This window comes from Mucilaginibacter pineti (assembly GCF_900101875.1).
GTDB classification, from domain to species: domain Bacteria; phylum Bacteroidota; class Bacteroidia; order Sphingobacteriales; family Sphingobacteriaceae; genus Mucilaginibacter; species Mucilaginibacter pineti.
In genome coordinates this window covers 349,017-366,891 of record NZ_FNAI01000001.1, presented here as the reverse complement: position 1 = coordinate 366,891, position 17,875 = coordinate 349,017, and the positions used below count along the sequence as shown (strand labels likewise).

General features: G+C 39.9%; 17 protein-coding genes, 1 other RNA gene and 1 pseudogene. 3 read left to right on the top strand and 16 right to left on the bottom strand.

Annotation, left to right across the window (positions count from 1 at the left end; genetic code table 11):
* Positions 1–151: 151 nt before the first annotated feature.
* Together BLS59_RS01460 and BLS59_RS01455 are read left to right on the top strand one after the other, a co-directional pair.
* A complete protein-coding gene (locus BLS59_RS01460; protein WP_091143068.1) occupies positions 152–916 on the top strand; it encodes a hypothetical protein in 765 nt (254 codons plus the stop codon).
* A 28-nt stretch (positions 917–944) separates the two neighbouring features.
* Positions 945–1,277: a Rieske (2Fe-2S) protein gene (locus BLS59_RS01455; RefSeq protein WP_091143066.1), complete on the top strand. Its 333-nt coding sequence runs from the start codon at positions 945–947 to the stop codon at positions 1,275–1,277.
* 47 nt (positions 1,278–1,324) lie between these two features.
* Here BLS59_RS01455 and BLS59_RS01450 read toward each other — a convergent pair whose 3' ends face one another.
* The 13 genes and pseudogenes from BLS59_RS01450 to BLS59_RS01395 all read right to left on the bottom strand — a co-directional run bounded on the left by BLS59_RS01450 (position 1,325) and on the right by BLS59_RS01395 (position 11,951).
* Entirely contained in the window at positions 1,325–2,206 is an 882-nt protein-coding gene (locus BLS59_RS01450; RefSeq protein WP_091143064.1) for a bifunctional 5,10-methylenetetrahydrofolate dehydrogenase/5,10-methenyltetrahydrofolate cyclohydrolase, read from the bottom strand.
* A gap of 75 nt (positions 2,207–2,281) precedes the next feature.
* The gene (gene lepA / locus BLS59_RS01445) at positions 2,282–4,069 is read right to left on the bottom strand and encodes a translation elongation factor 4 (protein ID WP_091143062.1); all 1,788 of its coding nucleotides are present in this window, start codon (positions 4,067–4,069) and stop codon (positions 2,282–2,284) included.
* A 76-nt stretch (positions 4,070–4,145) separates the two neighbouring features.
* Positions 4,146–4,919 (bottom strand): CPBP family intramembrane glutamic endopeptidase, encoded by a 774-nt coding sequence (locus BLS59_RS01440; RefSeq protein ID WP_162842540.1) that lies wholly within the window; start codon positions 4,917–4,919, stop codon positions 4,146–4,148.
* A complete protein-coding gene (locus BLS59_RS01435) occupies positions 4,912–5,286 on the bottom strand; it encodes a hypothetical protein (RefSeq protein ID WP_143014033.1) in 375 nt (124 codons plus the stop codon). The genes BLS59_RS01440 and BLS59_RS01435 overlap by 8 nt, the downstream gene beginning before the upstream one ends.
* A 66-nt stretch (positions 5,287–5,352) precedes the next feature.
* A pseudogene (locus BLS59_RS32650) lies at positions 5,353–5,454 on the bottom strand (zinc-ribbon domain-containing protein); the annotation flags it as partial.
* Positions 5,455–5,534: 80 nt separating this feature from the next.
* The gene (locus BLS59_RS01430) at positions 5,535–7,187 is read right to left on the bottom strand and encodes a hypothetical protein (protein WP_143014032.1); all 1,653 of its coding nucleotides are present in this window, start codon (positions 7,185–7,187) and stop codon (positions 5,535–5,537) included.
* A gap of 114 nt (positions 7,188–7,301) precedes the next feature.
* Positions 7,302–7,763, bottom strand: a complete 462-nt coding sequence (locus BLS59_RS01425; protein ID WP_091143047.1) for a hypothetical protein — start codon at positions 7,761–7,763, stop codon at positions 7,302–7,304.
* 96 nt (positions 7,764–7,859) lie between these two features.
* Positions 7,860–9,239, bottom strand: a complete 1,380-nt coding sequence (locus BLS59_RS01420; RefSeq protein ID WP_091143043.1) for a sigma-54-dependent transcriptional regulator — start codon at positions 9,237–9,239, stop codon at positions 7,860–7,862.
* 193 nt (positions 9,240–9,432) lie between these two features.
* Positions 9,433–9,821, bottom strand: an RNA gene (gene rnpB, locus BLS59_RS01415) — RNase P RNA component class A.
* A gap of 150 nt (positions 9,822–9,971) precedes the next feature.
* Positions 9,972–10,388, bottom strand: a complete 417-nt coding sequence (locus tag BLS59_RS01410) for a c-type cytochrome (protein ID WP_091143039.1) — start codon at positions 10,386–10,388, stop codon at positions 9,972–9,974.
* Positions 10,385–11,032: an SCO family protein gene (locus tag BLS59_RS01405; protein ID WP_091143033.1), complete on the bottom strand. Its 648-nt coding sequence runs from the start codon at positions 11,030–11,032 to the stop codon at positions 10,385–10,387. Before BLS59_RS01405 ends, BLS59_RS01410 begins: the two co-directional genes overlap by 4 nt.
* Positions 11,032–11,451: a hypothetical protein gene (locus tag BLS59_RS01400; protein WP_091143031.1), complete on the bottom strand. Its 420-nt coding sequence runs from the start codon at positions 11,449–11,451 to the stop codon at positions 11,032–11,034. Before BLS59_RS01400 ends, BLS59_RS01405 begins: the two co-directional genes overlap by 1 nt.
* A gap of 53 nt (positions 11,452–11,504) precedes the next feature.
* Entirely contained in the window at positions 11,505–11,951 is a 447-nt protein-coding gene (locus tag BLS59_RS01395; protein WP_205411159.1) for a DinB family protein, read from the bottom strand.
* 302 nt (positions 11,952–12,253) lie between these two features.
* Here BLS59_RS01395 and BLS59_RS01390 point away from each other — a divergent pair, with 302 nt between their 5' ends.
* Positions 12,254–13,609: a GH1 family beta-glucosidase gene (locus tag BLS59_RS01390; protein ID WP_091143022.1), complete on the top strand. Its 1,356-nt coding sequence runs from the start codon at positions 12,254–12,256 to the stop codon at positions 13,607–13,609.
* A gap of 107 nt (positions 13,610–13,716) precedes the next feature.
* On the opposite strand, the gene BLS59_RS01385 is transcribed toward BLS59_RS01390, so the two are convergent.
* From BLS59_RS01385 to BLS59_RS01375, 3 genes are all read right to left on the bottom strand, one after another.
* On the bottom strand, positions 13,717–15,060 hold the full coding sequence (locus tag BLS59_RS01385; protein ID WP_091143018.1) for a PhoH family protein: 1,344 nt from the start codon (positions 15,058–15,060) through the stop codon (positions 13,717–13,719).
* 653 nt (positions 15,061–15,713) lie between these two features.
* Positions 15,714–16,472: a TIGR03915 family putative DNA repair protein gene (locus tag BLS59_RS01380; RefSeq protein WP_091143013.1), complete on the bottom strand. Its 759-nt coding sequence runs from the start codon at positions 16,470–16,472 to the stop codon at positions 15,714–15,716.
* A gap of 2 nt (positions 16,473–16,474) precedes the next feature.
* Positions 16,475–17,728: a putative DNA modification/repair radical SAM protein gene (locus BLS59_RS01375; protein ID WP_205411175.1), complete on the bottom strand. Its 1,254-nt coding sequence runs from the start codon at positions 17,726–17,728 to the stop codon at positions 16,475–16,477.
* Between the last annotated feature and the right edge of the window lie 147 nt (positions 17,729–17,875).

Sequence of the window (17,875 nt, the reverse complement as noted above, 5' to 3'; positions counted from 1 at the left end):
ATGAAACAAGGCCGACATTTTACAGGATTGTTGCGCTCGGTTAAATCCTAAATAATTATAATTTAAACTAATTTTAAGTGTACACGTAATACAATCAAAGCGTAACTTTACAATATGAAACTTTAATCTGCCTTTAAAAACCTTTACCACCATGAAAAAACTTTACTTGTTAAGTATTTTTTTTGCAATGTTTTGTTTTTCCTCATGTGTAGATATTGAGGAGCATTACGATTTTAAAAGCGATGGCAGCTGTAAGGTGGTTTATGGTTTTGATATGAGCAAGGCGGTTTCGGTATTGGTTAACCTCATGTCTGATTCGGTAAAGGAAACCCCGCAGTTTAGCTTGGTAAAAGATACTACGCTTAATTTTTACAGTGCTATGCCTGATAGCATCCAAAGAAAAATGAATCTGGCCGAAACCAACCTAGCTAAAAGCAGTGAGCTTACTATAAATATGAACCTAAAAAAAAGCATTATGAAAGTAAGCCTCGACCATAATGCAAAAAATGCAGCCGACTTGCAGTACTACCTTCAAAACGTATCTAAAATAGCGCTCAACAGCCAGATAACAGCCTTTAGCACCGGAGATAAAGCGGCTAAGGCTTTAGATGCACGGCAAATGGTAGCCGGGCAGGATTACTACTCGTACAACATCACGCCCCATAAATTTTACCGCATTATTGATAAAGTAAAGTTCAGGGCTTTTTTAAAGAAAACACAATCTACATTTATGATGGCCAAAGCCATGCTGATTGATATGCCCTACAAAGTGATCCTGAAGTTTGCAAAACCGGTAAAAAAATTGGATAACTCAAAAGCAATCCTATCCGCCGACAGGCGCAGCGTTACACTTGTTACCAACATGGATGAAGTTATTAAAAACCCGTCGGTAATGAATTTAAAGATCGATTTTTGATTTTGTGCAGCAATTCAGTTTCCCGTAAATGAAGTGGTATAAGATTCCGGAGATCCGAAACACCGGCGAACCATTTATAAAAAAGGTAAAAGCCGGCAATAAAAATATTTGTTTGGTTGGCTATGATGGAGAGATATACGCAACAGCATTATCTTGCCCGCACGCCGGTTTCGATTTGAGTGAGGGACTGTGTGTTAAAGGAAATATTATCTGCCCGTACCATCGTTACGCCTACAATTTAAAAACAGGAAAAGGCGGCGAAGGCCAGAACGACTTTTTACAAATCTACGCGGTTGAAGTAAAGGATGACGAAATTTATGTGGGAATAAGCTCTTTTTGGGATAGGTTGAGGGGGAAGTAAGAAGCTGTCATCCTGAGGTACGAAGGATGACAACTTTTTGAGTATTGCTATGAATAAACCTCCTTATTAGCCGATGCCAATGTATTTTTCAATAAACCAATAATCGTCATTAAGCCAACACCGCCGGGTACCGGGGTTATCCATGAGGCCTTTGGGGCTACGTTTTCAAAATCAACATCGCCGTAAAGTTTGAAGCCAGATTTGGTTAGGGTGGAGGTTTCGCGGTTCATACCCACGTCTATTACCACTACACCATCTTTAACCATATCGGCAGTGATGAAATTCTTTTTACCGATGGCTACGATCAGGATATCAGCATCAAGGGTAAATTTTTTAATATCTGGCGTGCGGCTGTGGCAAATTGTTACTGTACAGTTACCGGGAGTAGTATTACGGGCCATTAAAATACTCATAGGCGAACCTACTATATTACTACGACCAACTACCACGCAATGTTTTCCTGCCGTTTCAATACCATACTCTTTAAGCATTAAAGTAATACCGTAAGGCGTGGCCGGGATAAAAGATGGCAGGTTACGCTGCATGCGGCCAAGATTAACGGGGTGAAAGCCGTCAACATCTTTACGGTGATCTATGCGTTCTGTTACTTTTTCAGGGTCAATATGTTTCGGTAGCGGAAGTTGTACAATAATGCCGTCTATATCAGCATCAGCATTTAATTCTTCTACTTTTTTTAGCAGTTCTTCTTCGGTAACGTCACCTTCATAACGCACCAGGGTTGATTTAAAACCAACAGCCTCGCAGTTTTTGATTTTGCTGGCTACATAGGTTTCGCTGCCGCCGTCATGGCCAACCAATACCGCAACCAAATGTGGTTTACGACCTGTATCTGCCAATATTTTAGCCGCCGATAAAGCTATTTCGCCTTTTAATTTTTCTGATACGTATTTTCCGTCGAGTAATTGCATATTAATAGGAGTATGGATTAACGACAAAAGACAAAGGACTGAAAATTCAATCCTTTATCTTTTATCCATAAGTCTTTAGTCTAATTTTAACACCGCCATGAATGCCGATTGTGGTATCTCTACGTTACCAACCTGGCGCATGCGTTTTTTACCTGCTTTTTGTTTTTCTAACAATTTACGTTTACGCGATATATCGCCACCATAACATTTCGCAGTAACATCTTTACGCATAGCCTTCACTGTTTCGCGGGCTATGATCTTTGCACCAATAGATGCCTGGATAATGATCTCAAACTGTTGGCGTGGTAAAAGCTCTTTAAGTTTCTCACATATTTTTTTACCGAAATCGTAAGAGTTACCTCTAAATATCAACGACGACAAAGCATCAACTGGCTCAGAGTTTAATTTGATATCCAAACGTACCAAATCACTTGTGCGATAACCTATCTGATGATAATCAAAGGACGCATAGCCTTTTGATATGGTTTTTAGCTTATCGTAAAAATCAAATACGATCTCGCCCATTGGCATTTCAAACACTAATTCTACACGATCTGACGTTAGGTAGGATTGATTTTTGATAAAACCACGTTTCTGGATACAAAGCGACATTACCGGGCCAACAAACTCAGATTTGGTAATGATGGTTGCTTTAATATAGGGTTCTTCTACACGGTCTATTTTACTTGGATCGGGCAGATCTGACGGGTTGTTTACTATAATTTCTTCATCCCTTGTAGAGTAGGCAAGATATGAAACGTTGGGAACGGTGGTAATTACCGTCATATTAAATTCACGCTCCAAACGTTCCTGAATAATTTCCATATGCAGCATCCCCAGGAACCCGCAACGGAAACCAAAGCCCAACGCTGCAGACGACTCTGGCTCAAAAACCAACGACGCATCGTTAAGCTGTAGCTTAGCCATAGATTCGCGCAACTCTTCAAAATCGTCTGTATCAACAGGGTATATGCCGGCAAATACCATTGGTTTTACCTCTTCAAAGCCCTGTATACCACCTTCACAAGGTCTGGCAATAGTGGTTATAGTATCACCAACTTTTACCTCGCGCGATTCTTTAATACCAGATATAATGTAACCAACATCGCCGGTTTTAATTACATCTTTAGGTAGTTGTTTTAATTTAAGCGTGCCAACCTCTTCTGCAATATATTGCTTTTCGGTAGCGAAGAATTTAACTCTGTCGCCTTTACGAATTTCGCCGTTAACAACTTTAAAATAGGCAACAATACCACGAAACGAGTTATAAACCGAATCAAAGATCAAAGCCTGTAAAGGTGCTTCCGGATCGCCGACAGGTGCGGGTACGCGCTCAACAATGGCGCGCAAAATATCATGTACACCCATCCCGGTTTTACCGGATGCGGCTAATATTTCCTCACGTTTGCAGCCTATAAGTTCAACTATTTGATCTTTTACCTCCTCGGGCATAGCGCCAGGCAGGTCCATTTTATTTAGTACCGGGATGATCTCCAGGTCGTTTTCTAATGCCAGATAAAGGTTGGATATGGTTTGGGCCTGTATACCTTGCGCTGCATCAACAATAAGCAAAGCGCCTTCGCAGGCAGCAATGGAACGCGAAACTTCGTATGAAAAATCAACGTGGCCGGGCGTATCTATCAGGTTAAGGATATATTTCTGCCCGTCAAGCTCATAATCCATTTGTATGGCATGGCTTTTTATGGTGATACCGCGTTCACGTTCCAGGTCCATATCGTCAAGCAATTGCGCCTGCGATTCGCGTTGGGTTATGGTGTTGGTATATTCTAATAACCTATCGGCAAGTGTACTTTTGCCGTGGTCTATGTGTGCTATGATACAAAAATTACGAATGTGCTCCATTGAACCGCAAAAATAGCTTTTTAGGATGATAATTTGATAAGCTGTTTTTAATTAGCATTAAACTATATATCGTAGTTTAAAGAAGTTGAAAAAGACATGCAGTTAAATTAAATAAAAAATGAAAGAATACTCCATACCATATGGTGTTTTCCCTTACACGCATGTAACCAATAAACAACGCAAATGGTATAAGCCAGAAAAGTGAAAGAAAACTTAGATGGATAATTGCAAACAAAAACGCAGAAATATATACAGCCTGATCTTTATCGGCCACCTTTAGTAAAATTTGTAACAAATACCCTCTGAAACCAAGTTCTTCAAAAATTGCGGGGGTTACTGCGGTGAAAAATATTATAAGATAGGGTGCCGCCTTATTACCATCAAAAATGGAATAAAAATGCTGATCAGTTGAAAAGACGGTTACATTTAACCAATCTACAGAATAATGCACCAGGCACGAGCTTATTATAGCTATTGCGCCGTAAGTTGCCAGCTTTAGCAGTGAGAAATTACTCCAAATGAGTATCTCTTTGTTGTGGTTCCAATTGTAGGTAAAGAAAAGTACCGCAGTACCTGCAATAATTACTTCGATGATAAGACACCAGCCTAAAGTTTTAAATGCATCAACAAAAGAAGAAAGGCAGCATACAACGATATAAATACTGTAAAATAAGGCCGCTTGTTTTAACAAATGCCAGCTGTTATTTAAAGGTTTGGCATTATAAGGCAGCTGGCTTGCACCACAATTTTTACAAAACTTGGTGTTTAAGGCAATTTGTTTATCACAATAAAGACAGTTTTTTGTATCAGGAATTTCCTGATCACCTATAATTGATAGCTCCTCAGGCAATATTATTCTCCTTTTTAATTTTCTCTATATTAATTGCAGATTTAATGCCATTGATAAGATAGCCAATAATAATTATTTTCATAATTATACCCCTGCCAATACTTACAGGATCGGCAATGGCATTTAATACCTGCACAATTATATATAGGCTAAGGCCTGATACTAAACATGCTAAAGTTTTTTTGCGGCTAAAAGAACCTAAAACCAAAAATAAAATTGCTAAAATGAAATTAGGAAGCACAATGGCCAGCACGTCAGCGTTATCCTTATTCATGAAAAAACTTATAAGGCCGCTTATAACAAAAATTCCCGCCAGGTAATACAAAGACATAGTGGCGCTTTTGAGAGTTTTATTAAACTCATTCATGTCAATATCGATGTTATTACGCGCGGCAACAAATGATCTCTGTTCAAAATCAGTCCCCTTTATGGGGTAGCCGCAATTTGTACAAAATGAATCGTCATTTTCAATTTTGGTGCTGCAATAATTACATAATTCGGTGGGTTGCGCGGGAGTGGTAATAGTATTTTCCATTATATTATGATAAGGCTATAAGTATGGCACTAATATAATTATAGAATCTAAATAAAAAAATAATTTATGTTTCAGCTCTTTTATTCCTTTACACCCTCCACAAATACAGGTGTTTCGGTCACGGGAATAGATAATTTACCGTCTGAAGTGCTAACCTGGGTTTTAACAGCTGTGTCTGCACCGGGTTTTAAGGTGTAAATATTGGCTTTCGTAGTTCCTAAATTAAGCGAATAGGTGCCTGTACGACCTTTTTGATCGGGTATGGTTAAGGCATACATAGTTTTATTGCCCGATACAAATTTATCAACCAGCGGATCGGTATTAATGGTACCGTTATAGGTATAGTTGCCCATTAGTTTATTTACCTGCAAAATATAATCAGCTGCTGGTCGGCGTTTTGCATCTTCGGCCAGGCCAGATGTTGCATATTGAACGTCAACATTTGGCGTATCATCAAATAACTGGTAAAAAAACAGTCTTTTTATGCCGTGCCTTATGTATAATAATGATGAACGTATTATCCAATCGGCCTGCGTAAGCAGTACCGATTTATTACCTATGGCTATTGCCTTTTGATAGCTTCCCTGGTTAATATCATAACCTGTTTCGGTTACCCATACCTCCGGTTGATTGGTCATGCCGTATGAAAGGGCAGCAAAACTATCGGCAATACTTCCTGATGTGGAAAGCTCCGGAGCCACACCTGTTGATATTTGCGAATGTTTTAATATGTTGCCATCGTTGGAGTATAAATGATAATTGATTACATCAAAACATAAATTAACACTGCCATCAGCTTTATAACCACGATTGGCTTTACACCACTCGATCATCTTCTTTACAAAATTCACATCGGCTGTTGCCAGCCCGCCCATTACTACCAGCATATTGGGGTCGGCAGATTTTACACCGGCGTTATTGCCAAGCTTGCCTTTATTTCCATCATAAAATGCCGACATGTTGGCAGCGTATTCTTCCGGTGTCTGCTGTGTGGCAGCACTTTTCCACCACTTATCGCGCTCGTTATCGCATTCTATATATTTTATCAGCCCCATACCAATTTTCACTTCATTAGGAGGGTCATTTGTCCATCGCGGGCGCGTATCAACTTTTACCAGCGCAGGGTTAACTGAAGTATTATATCCATACCTGGCAGCAAACTGGAAAGCAGTACGTGCCTGATCGGCATAACTTGCCGGGTCGCTTTTACTTAAACCATAAGGCGCAGGTACGTTTTCATCATCCTGCAAATTAGCAGGGTAGGTGCTCATCATCCAGTTGGGGCAATTCTTTAAATCAGCCAGCACTAAAATCCCATCCTGCTTACATCTCGTATAAATAAGATCATAGTTCCAGCTGCCATTATTGGTTGGGTTATAGGTATAATCGCCTTTTGAGTTTTCCAGCTTATTCCAATTCATGTAATGCCTTACCGCACTGAATGATCTGATGATATTCATATTGGCCTCATATATGGTATTCTTGAGGTTAACATCCGCCGGGTTCTGCAGGAAATTCCATTCGTAGGCGTTTATACCAAACATGTTTTTTAAAGGTGTGTTTTTGGTAGCACTCACAGCCATAATAGAGTCGCTGTTAACCTTCACATTGTTATCAATTACCTTTACCTTTTCTGTTTTGCAATTATTAAAGAGTAATGAGATACCTGTTAATAGTATAAGAAACTTATAATTAAAAAACATATTAGATATTTTGTTCGGGATTGCGCTCATAATCAGTGCAATTTTAATCATTTAAACGGATGTTAATTAATTGCATGCAGCACTTGCTGCTTATGTAAAGTAATATTTACAATATATGTTTGATAGATAAGTAATTAAAATTGGTTAGCGAATTTTCACATATTCCTCTATAATTTCGCGATTGATGTGAAGTTTTTCTATTTTCTCAATGCCCTTTTGTATCAGTGTATCGCCCTTAAATTCAAGGGTAAATTTAAAATCACGATTTTCCCATTCGCGATAGTTGCAATAGGCAAGGTGTTCTGTATAATCATTACCGGATAACTTATACGTGCCGCTACCCGATTCATAAACCGGATTAGCAACTTTTCCTTGCTGCAAATCATGCGTAAAAAAAGCAAAATGGGTACCATTGAACATCTTTATCATTTCCTGATCGGCGGGTGGGGTGGTAGTTGTGGTAACGCCCTTGGTTATACTTTTACTCAACACCAAATGCCATGTACCTATCAAAGGAGCCGTTGTTTTTAGAGCCGTTTTATTTTCTTTTTGGATACATGATGTTATTGCTACAGCGCAAATAATTGCCAGAAAGTATAATTTCATTGGGATAATATTTTGCCAATTATAAACAATCTATTACAAAGAAAGCGACCTGCATTTACTGCCGACCGCTTTTGAAAATAGCTTTATTGGGATGAGTTACTCGCCCCGTTTAAGGCCGAACTTCTCTATCTTGCTGTATAGGTGACTGCGTTGAATATCAATATCATCTGCTGTTTTTGATACATTCCAGTTATTTTTTTCCAGTTTAAATTTGATGTATTCGCGCTCGGCAAAATCCTTGTACTCCTGGAAATTATTAAACTGATCAAAATCTGTTTGGGGAGCTGCATTGCCGCCCTCTATAGCTACAACAGGGGCAGACGGATTGGCGAATGCACGCACATCATTATCAGTAATGGTTTTGTCGCTTAAAATAATCAAACGTTCTACCATGTTCCTTAGCTCGCGGATGTTCCCCGTCCACGGTAGTGCTTTAAGGGCATCCATGGCGGCATCCGAGATCTTTTTAACCGGCATACCATATTCATTGCATATTTCGTCTAAAAAGCTTTGCGTAAGCAAACCAATATCATCCTTACGATCTGTTAACGGTGGTACGTGAATAAGGATAACACTCAGGCGGTGGTAAAGGTCCATACGGAAGTTTCCTGCTTCAATTTCTTTAAGCAAATCTTTATTGGTAGCCGCTACAACGCGTACATCAACCTCAATTTCTTTTTCGCCACCTACACGGGTTATTTTGTTTTCCTGTAAGGCACGTAAAACCTTAGCTTGTGCCGATTGGCTCATATCGCCAATTTCATCCAGGAAAAGCGTGCCACCGTTTGCCGACTCAAATTTGCCTATACGTTGTTTTATGGCCGATGTAAATGAGCCTTTTTCGTGACCAAATAGCTCACTCTCAATTAATTCTGATGGAATGGCCGCGCAGTTTACCTCAATAATAGGGGCATTTGAACGGTTTGATTTTTCATGAAGCCAGCGGGCTACCAATTCTTTACCACTACCATTGGCGCCGGTTACCAATACACGTGCATCAGTAGGGGCAACGCGATCAATAGTTTCCTTTATTTTAAGTATAGCCTGCGATTCGCCTAATATTGGGCGAACTTTTGATACTTTACGCTTTAATACCTTAGCCTCAACAACCAAACTTCCGCGATCAAGCGCGTTGCGTACGGTGATAAGCAAACGGTTAAGATCAGGTGGTTTTGATATAAAATCGAATGCGCCTTTTTTACTGGCCTCTACCGCAGTTTCAACCGTACCGTGGCCCGATATCATAATAAATGGCAAATCGGGCTTTAAAGCAAGTCCTTCTGTTAATACTTCCATACCATCCATGCGGTTCATTTTTATATCGCACAGTACCAGGTCGAAGTCTTTTTTCTCTATAAGTTGTAAACCATCAACGCCGTTATCTACATCCTCAACATCGTAATCCTCATATTCAAGAATTTCGCGCAGAGTGCTGCGTATCGCCCGTTCATCGTCAATTATTAAAATTTTTGCCATTTTTTATTTTCAGATATAGATAGTAATGTTAATATTGCTAATATATAGCTTTGTATAGAAAACCAAACACTTTTATTTGTAAGTTGTTTTGATAATTTTAAGTGAATGATTGAGTAAGTGATTTTGATATGCTGTTAATCATCATTTAGCTATTAACTAAAAAACCCTCTTCCTAAAAGAAAGAGGGTCTATTTTCAGCAGCAAATCTGTAAGCCGGGTTCTGTACTGCCGTTTAACGGGCAGTTTCTATCATTAATCTGGCCCTGCCATTGCTGACAGGTTTAAACAACCTACCCATCCTAACGGCTACGTATACGTAACACGGGAGCGAGCAGCTCCGCTTTCAGGACCTATTTGGTTTTTCAACTCCTGAGGTTTACCATCATCCCCGGTCGCCCGGCAATGTTGTGAGCTCTTACCTCACATTTTCACCCTTACCCCAATTAAAACCGGGGCGGTATCTTTTCTGTGGCACTTTGCTGTCGCCGGCTGCCGGCGCCTTCCCGTTAGGAAGCAGGATGCTCTGTGTTGCCCGGACTTTCCTCCGCCAAACAAGTTGGCGGCGATAGAACGTTTTGCAGCCGTAAAGGTAGGGAATTTTTCTGAGGGTTGGTTTCTGGGATGTGAGGACTGAGGTGGGTGGTCGTCAGTTTGTTTAGAATGTATAATTGCGCTTAGATTTCCAAAACTCAGATAACAGATTTCACACCTCTGAAACCAGACCCCAGAACCTCATTTACATTTTCCTAAATCAGCGGTAACTTGCTCTAAGTTGATAGTTCCCATCTTATTACCGAATGAATTGGTAACATAAGTAAGCACTTTTGCTATTTCAATGGGAGATAGGTCACTGGAGGGCATTTCTTCGTCGAAGACCTTATTATGGATGGTTATTTTTCCTTTGAGGCCATTTTTTACATAACAGGCTAATGCTGTTTTATTGCTGTTAAGATAGATCGAATCGGTAAGCGGGGGGATGAGCGCCTGTAAGCCTTCGCCTTTTGCGCCATGGCAGTTTTGGCAATGGCTTTGGTAGATTTGACTACCGCCGGAATAATAGCGGTTAAATTCTACCTGGCCATCGTTTTGGCAGGATATTGCAAAAACGATCAATACCAATGTAATAAAACCAATTATTTTAAATTTCATTTGGCAACTGCTTCTTCCGGATCGGCTTTTAAGGTTTTTATATCCTCAATTAATTTATCAACCTCTTTTGGGTCGGTACCCATGTAGGTGCCACGGATGCGTTTTTGCTTATCCACCAGTATAAAATAACCGTCGTGGATATATTCGCCGTTAGGATTTTTTTCCTGTACAGACTGCAGGTAACTTGTTGCTATTTTATAAGTATCGCCCTTTTCGCCGTGAAGCAGCCACCAGCTGTTTCCGGTTATTCCCAGCTTATCAGCATAACGTTTTAACACAGGTACGGTATCGTACTTGGGGTCGATAGTGTGTGAGATGATCCTGAAGTTATCATCGCCTTTAAACTCATCATAAACCTTTATCATATTGCGGTGCATTACCGGACAAATTGTAGGGCAGGTGGTGAAAAAGAAATCGGCTACATAGATCTTACCGTCCAGGCTTTTACGGGTTATGGTGTCGGCGTATTGGTTTACAAATTTAAAATCGGGAATGGTGGCGCTTTCGGTAACAGTAGCGCTTTTGCCATTTACCATTTTGGTTACCTCGTGAGCGTTTCCCAAAATGGGTAATTTTGCGTTATTTGTTGATTTACAGGCATTAAATAGCGTTAAAATAATAACGCCTATTAGTAATTTCCTCATTACTTTTTAAATTGACTAAGGTATTTGTTTGATTCTTTCACGGCGATATCAATCTGCGCCTCGATAACGATGATCTTCTTTTTCTGATCGCCAAGGTAATTCATAATTTCCTCGTGCGATTTGTTCTTGTTCTCGGCATCAAACTTATGCATCCAATCGCCCATGGCGTCATCTGCGCTATCAACCAACTTTAAATATACCGTAGCCGAATCTTTGATTGCAGGGGTAGGGATATTTTTTACCATACTATCCAGCACCATTTTGTTTTTCATCAAATGCTCGTCATTAGCCATTACCTTATCATGTACAGCAATAACGTCCTCTAAAAGATGTTTTTCCTGTTGTAATTGCTGCTTTTTTGCGTCGTTACAGCCTAATAAAACACTCGTGGTAATAACGGCTAAAAGAATTTTTTTCATGGCTTTAATTAATAGGTAATGATTAGCAAATATGGCAATAATGCGGCTAAATTTTAACGGTTTAGTTGCCTTAAATAATACGAATAGTCGGTTATTGGTAAAGTTTGTGCCCCCGCCAGTTTTAATTGCTGCCCTGCCTGGGCGCGGGTATGCGTACCATGATTAATTAAATGTGTAATTATATCACTCAATTGTGTTTGGTAACTTTCGCCGGCAGAGTTTTGGTAGCTGATGATCTTATCAAAATCGTTATCATTGAGTTTGTCTACAAAGTTAATCCACTCCTCATGATATTCTTCAATCAGATGAGCTAAACGTTCGGTAGTAAAATCTGTTGGCCACAAATCATTTGGGTAAGGTTCAATTTCGTTACACCTGTCGAGCCAGCGACGTTCGGCCATTAATAAATGCGCCATTAGCTGAATAGGGCGGTGCTGTATTTTAGATTCAACGATGGCCTGCAACAATAATTTGTTGGCGAAATAATCGTAATTAAGCATTTTAATGAAGTGTGTTTTCATTATCATGAAACAAGTATCCGGCTTAATTAGTTTTATTCAAAGTTTTGGGGTTAATAATATGATAATATAACTGTTACAATAAAGATATGCTACGGTAGTATCTTTATATAAATCAAAAGGCATATTATGAAAATCATCAATGTATTTTCAAGACTTATCGAAAGCGTTCGCGAATGGTTGTTTATGAAAAGTATGAAATCGTCTTTCATACATTAAGTAAGTGTTTAAATTTTTGTTTTATAATTATTATTGCACTTTTGGGCTTTGCTTAGCTCAGCTTAATGGAATTTACTGATCAGGATATCTCGCTCGATAAAAAACTTTTTGGCCCCGATTTTCAATGGGGTGTTTCTACTGCCGCTTTTCAAATAGAAGGGGCTCATGATGCCGATGGTAAAAGCGAATCGGTATGGGATAACTTTACGGCAAAAAAAGGCAAGATCCTTAACGCACATCATGCCCGCGTTGCCTGCGATTTCTACAATCGTTACCAGGAAGATATCGACCTTATCAAACAACTTAACATCCCCAATTTCAGATTTTCTATTTCATGGAGCCGGATATTGCCCGGTGGTACAGGGCAGGTAAATCAGGCAGGGGTAGACTACTATAACCGCATTATTAACTATTGCATTAAACAAGGCGTTGAACCATGGATAACTATTTACCATTGGGATCTGCCGCATATACTTGAACAAAAAGGGGGGTGGACAAATCGCGATATTGTAAACTGGTTTAGTGAGTTTGTGACAATATGCGCCCAAAGCTTTGGCGACCGTGTTAAACACTGGATGGTGATGAACGAACCTGTGGTTTTTACGGGGGCCGGCTACTTTTTTGGTATTCATGCACCTGGCCGTAGCGGCATGCGGAATTTTACACCAGCCATTCACCATGCTGTTTTAAGCATTGTGGCCGGGGCTAAAATATTACGCAAGTTATTACCCAATATAACCCTGGGTACCACATTTTCCTGCTCGCAGGTAGAAGCACAGACAGATCATCCGCGTGATGTGGCCGCAGCCGTTAGGGTTGACGCCTTGCTGAACCGTTTGTTTATTGAGCCGATATTGGGTATGGGCTACCCGATAAAAGATTTACCGGCTTTGAAAGGTCTGCTGAAATATATGCTGCCTGGCGACGAAGATAATATGAGTTTCGATTTTGATTTTATCGGTGTACAGAATTATACCCGTGAAATTGTAAAATCATCATTTTTCACACCCTATATTGGTGCCCGGATAGTAAAAGCCGAAAAACGTAATGTAGAACTTACTGATATGCGATGGGAGGTTTATCCGCCGTCTATCTATAATATGATCAAAAAGTTTGATGCTTATCCCAATATTAAAAGCATCATCATCACCGAAAACGGGGCCGCTTTTCCGGATAAAGTTACTGGCGATGAGGTAAATGATACCAAGCGTTTGCAGTATCTAAAAGATTATTTGGGCCAGGTACTTAAAGCCAAAAACGAAGGCTGCAAAGTAAACGGTTATTTTGTTTGGACACTTACCGATAACTTTGAATGGGCCGAAGGCTATCACCCGCGCTTCGGTTTAATTTATGTGGATCATAATACCCAGCAGCGTATTGTTAAGACGTCAGGCAAGTGGTTTGCGGCGTTTCTAAAGTAGGATTTGGCCGTAGAAATGTTTGTCATCCTGAGAAACGAAGGATCTATTCGCCGACTTGTATTGTTTACATTAGATGCTTCACTACGTTCAGCATGACAAATTTTGTTTTACAATAACTCCGTAGCCAAATTAGCCAGCTCACTTCTTTCTCCCTTTTGTAAAGTGATATGCGCGTACAGCGGATGCCCCTTGGCTTTATCAATAAGGTACGATAAGCCGTTACTTTCAGCATCCAGATAAGGGGTATCTATCTGGTAAATATCGCCGGTAAATACAAATTTGCTATTTTCTCCGGCACGGGATATAATGGTTTTTACCTCATGAGGGGTAAGGTTTTGGGCTTCGTCTACAATAAAAAATATCTTGCTTAAAGTTCGTCCGCGAATAAAGGCTAATGGCGCTATGGAAATCTTATCGTTACTTACCAATTCGTCAATTTTAGCCTGCATTTTGTCGTCATCCGCAAACTGATCTTTTATAAATTTCAGGTTATCCCATATCGGGGCCATGTAAGGGTCGATCTTTGATTTTATATCGCCCGGTAAAAAGCCAATATCCTTATTACTTAATGGCACAATGGGGCGGGTTACGAAGATCTGCCTGTAATATTTACGTTGCTCCAACGCACTTGCAAGGGCAAGCAAGGTTTTACCCGTACCTGCATTTCCCTGTATAGTCACCAGTTTAATATCGGGGTGTAACAAAGCGTGAATTGCGAAAGCTTGTTCAATATTCCGCGGGTTAATATTGAACACCGGCTGCTCGGTTACTTTTTCCAATTGCTGCGTTTGCGCATTGTAAAAACCAGGCACTTCGTTTTTTTTACCCTTTAAAATGTAGAAGTGGTTATTTGTATAAGTTTCAACGTTTAAACCTTCGGCGGCTAATGAATCTTGTTTAGTAAGTTGGTTTATTTGTTTTTCGGTAACCTTATCTACATCGGTTTTGCCGGTATATAATTCAGCAAGGTTTTTTATTTTGCCAGTTTCATAATCTTCGGCATGCAGGTTAAGAGCTTTGGCTTTCAAACGAAGGCAAATATCTTTTGATACCAGTACTACCTTTTTATCAGGATTATCTTCCTGCAAGCCTAAAGCCGCGTTTAATATGCGATGATCTGTTTTTTCACTACCAAAAACCTGTTCTGCATCGGTGCCGGTGGTTTTAATATCCATAGCCACCTTAAAGCTGCCCTTGCTTTTACCATTAAGCGGAATCCATTCGTTCACCAAACTATTACGGGAAAGATCATCCATTAGCCGGATAAAGCTGCGTGCTTCGAAATTGCGCGTATCGTTGCCGTTCTTTTTGTTGTCCAGTTCTTCCAATACCTGAATGGGTATGGCTACATCGTGCTCCTGGAAGTTTTGAAAAGCGTTATGATCGTAAAGGATCACAGAGGTATCTAAAACAAATATTTTCTTCTGGTTACGCTGGCCGTCCTTATTCATATCCTACTAAATTAACTATTTTAAGGATTGCACAAAACCAAATAGCAAGGGGGAGCTAAAAAAATCCTTATAAAACGAAAACGGGAGCCTCCTCTTTCGATTTGAACTCCCGTTTCCAAACCACTGTTCAACCGTAGCTTCCCAGTAGTACCAAGTTTTGTGTATCCCTAACCGACATGATCTCATCTGTTGCTCTCACGAGCGGTCGATTCCTTCGATGTCACTGTTGCTGTTTTGGGTTTCCGTAGATTCCCGCATTGCCTTCAGTACCTCTTTTTAATCACAATTTTTTTTCAAAGACTTTCGTAATTTTCATTTTTTCATGTGACTCAGGGACTTCCCTTGATCTTTAGTTTGCCCGAAGGGTCACCCGATTCAATTTCTGTTTTCCTGAAAGGCTGTCAAAGTACGTCGTTCTTGATGATTTCAATATCGGGACATAAAGCAGATTTGACAAGAAAAATAAATAGTTTTTATTGACAAGTTATCAACATCGGGTGTTAATTATTCATGCATGATTAATTATTGATTTATAAATAGTTAACTGTATATCATTAAGCTATTGTTTGCTTTATCAACATCGTCGTTTTTCACAAATGCTGCCAAAATCAAGAAATTTAAGAAAGAAAAAAATGCACAAAATTGCGCAAACCTTAAATTTTCTCGGTTAAATGACGCCAATACCTTTTGGGAATATGGCGTAAATGAAGCTTAGTATTTTTCCGGGCTACGATGTTTACGCTGGTAAAATAGTTTTTCCATAAGTGCTGGTAAATACCCTCGTCTTCACTAAAAGCAGTTATCACATTGCCTGCATTTTTTACATCTGTAAAATCAAGGGAAATGTATTGCGTGTCGTGCAGATCATAATAAATACCGTAACCGCGCTTGATATCGTAAATGATCCATTTCTGATCGGCATAGCGGCTCTTAAAATGCCGGATAAGCAGGGGCAGTACATTGAAATCGGGTTCAACAGCCGAATAAAAAGTTTCATCCTTCAGCTTTTGGAAACGAACGAATGCCTCCATCCGGTGTTTTTCCCGCCGAACCATTTTTATGATCTCAGACAGGCGCATTACATACTTGTTGCCGTAATCTTCTTCTATGTTTTGATCGCTGTCGAATACGTACCTTATAAAACCGACTATTGCATTTTCCTCATTTTCCATCTCGGCCATGTGGGCGATATACAGCCGCTGAATACCGGCCCGCGAGAGTTTTTTACGCAGACCAGCCAATACACGATTGGCGCGCTCGTCGTCGGTTACCACCGGCACTACTTCTTCGAACATCGCCGTGCTTCTCCATTCGCCTTTAATTAATTTTACGTGGAACAGTTTACGCTCGTATATTTCAAATACAGCCGTAAGTAAGCCTTCGAACGTTCCATCGTAAACAAGCGTATACATGATCAAAACAGACTTAGTTGAGATTGGGTGTTCCTGATATATTTACTCTGCGACTCGGCCAGGATAAATTGTTTAATATTTTGCCCGGTTAAATCCCGGCGTTCAAATTCATTGCTTTTACAAACAATAAAATACCTTGCCCTATTGATCGCTACACCTATTTTCTTCAACTGGTCTAAGCTTAATTTGGCAAATTTCCGCGCACTCACAATTTTTTGTGCCGAGAGCATACCTATGCCCGGTACACGTAATATCAATTGTATATCGGCCTTATTAATATCAATAGGAAAGGCTTGCATATTGCGGATAGCCCAGCTAAGTTTAGGGTCGATATCCAGGTCTAACAACGGCTGCTCATTATTCACGATTTCATTTACATTAAAACCATAAAACCGCATCAGCCAATCGGCCTGGTAAAGGCGGTTTTCGCGCACCATTGGTACAGTTGTATTTAAAGCCGGTAAGCGCTTATCAGCCAGTACCGGCACATAGCCTGAATAATACACCCGTTTTAAATTGAAATTTTTATAAAAGTAATTGGCCGATTGCAAAACCTGTTGATCACTCTCGGGCGTTGCACCAATAATTACCTGGGTACTTTGCCCGGCTGGGGCAAATAAGGGTGCCTTCTTAAAAAGTTTCTTTTCTTCGGTACGCAATATGATCTCATTTTTCAGGAAGTTCATAGGGTCGATCATGTCCTGCCGGTTTTTATCAGGAGCGAGGAGTTTCAGGCCAGCTTCTGTTGGCATTTCAAGGTTTACACTAAGCCTGTCGGCATACATACCGGCTTCACGCATCAGCTCATCGCTTGCGCCGGGGATAGATTTGAGGTGGATATAGCCGTTAAAATTATGCTCGGTGCGTAACTTTTTGGCAATGCGCACAAGCCGCTCCATGGTATAATCCGCATCTTTAAAAATCCCCGAGCTCAAAAATAAACCTTCAATATAATTACGGCGATAGAAATTAATGGTAAGATCAACCACCTCCTGAACGGTAAATGCAGCCCTTTTTATATCGTTGTTTTTACGCGATACACAATAAGCGCAATCAAAAATGCAATGGTTGGTAAGCAGGATCTTTAACAGGGAAACGCAGCGACCATCTTCCGTATAGCTATGACAAATACCGTTGCTGGCATTCCCCAAGCCTTTATTTTCATTTTTACGCTTACTACCGCTTGACGCACATGATACATCATACTTTGCGGCATCTGCCAAAATATTCAACTTCTCCGTAATTCTATCTGCTATCATACAATCAAAAATACTAATATAATTAGTAATTTTTAATTAATGTGAAATTTATTTTAGTACTTATAGTTGTAACAGTGATTGTCAAAAAAAGTATTTATTAAAACATAAACATTTATTGGTGGTTGGCCTTTAAAGAATAAAATC

Bases quoted from the DNA above. Each gene is read 5' to 3' on its own strand.
- BLS59_RS01395 (WP_205411159.1), bottom strand. From the start codon at position 11,951: ATGCTTAATTACGATTATTTCGCCAACAAATTATTGTTGCAGGCCATC.
- BLS59_RS01430 (WP_143014032.1), bottom strand. From the start codon at position 7,187: ATGAGCGCAATCCCGAACAAAATATCTAATATGTTTTTTAATTATAAG.
- BLS59_RS01420 (WP_091143043.1), bottom strand. From the start codon at position 9,239: ATGGCAAAAATTTTAATAATTGACGATGAACGGGCGATACGCAGCACT.
- BLS59_RS01390 (WP_091143022.1), top strand. From the start codon at position 12,254: ATGGAATTTACTGATCAGGATATCTCGCTCGATAAAAAACTTTTTGGC.
- BLS59_RS01460 (WP_091143068.1), top strand. From the start codon at position 152: ATGAAAAAACTTTACTTGTTAAGTATTTTTTTTGCAATGTTTTGTTTT.
- BLS59_RS01410 (WP_091143039.1), bottom strand. From the start codon at position 10,388: ATGAAATTTAAAATAATTGGTTTTATTACATTGGTATTGATCGTTTTT.
- BLS59_RS01380 (WP_091143013.1), bottom strand. From the start codon at position 16,472: ATGTATACGCTTGTTTACGATGGAACGTTCGAAGGCTTACTTACGGCT.
- BLS59_RS01435 (WP_143014033.1), bottom strand. From the start codon at position 5,286: ATGAATGAGTTTAATAAAACTCTCAAAAGCGCCACTATGTCTTTGTAT.
- BLS59_RS01425 (WP_091143047.1), bottom strand. From the start codon at position 7,763: ATGAAATTATACTTTCTGGCAATTATTTGCGCTGTAGCAATAACATCA.
- BLS59_RS01405 (WP_091143033.1), bottom strand. From the start codon at position 11,032: ATGAGGAAATTACTAATAGGCGTTATTATTTTAACGCTATTTAATGCC.
- BLS59_RS01455 (WP_091143066.1), top strand. From the start codon at position 945: ATGAAGTGGTATAAGATTCCGGAGATCCGAAACACCGGCGAACCATTT.
- BLS59_RS01400 (WP_091143031.1), bottom strand. From the start codon at position 11,451: ATGAAAAAAATTCTTTTAGCCGTTATTACCACGAGTGTTTTATTAGGC.
- BLS59_RS01385 (WP_091143018.1), bottom strand. From the start codon at position 15,060: ATGAATAAGGACGGCCAGCGTAACCAGAAGAAAATATTTGTTTTAGAT.
- BLS59_RS01450 (WP_091143064.1), bottom strand. From the start codon at position 2,206: ATGCAATTACTCGACGGAAAATACGTATCAGAAAAATTAAAAGGCGAA.
- lepA (WP_091143062.1), bottom strand. From the start codon at position 4,069: ATGGAGCACATTCGTAATTTTTGTATCATAGCACACATAGACCACGGC.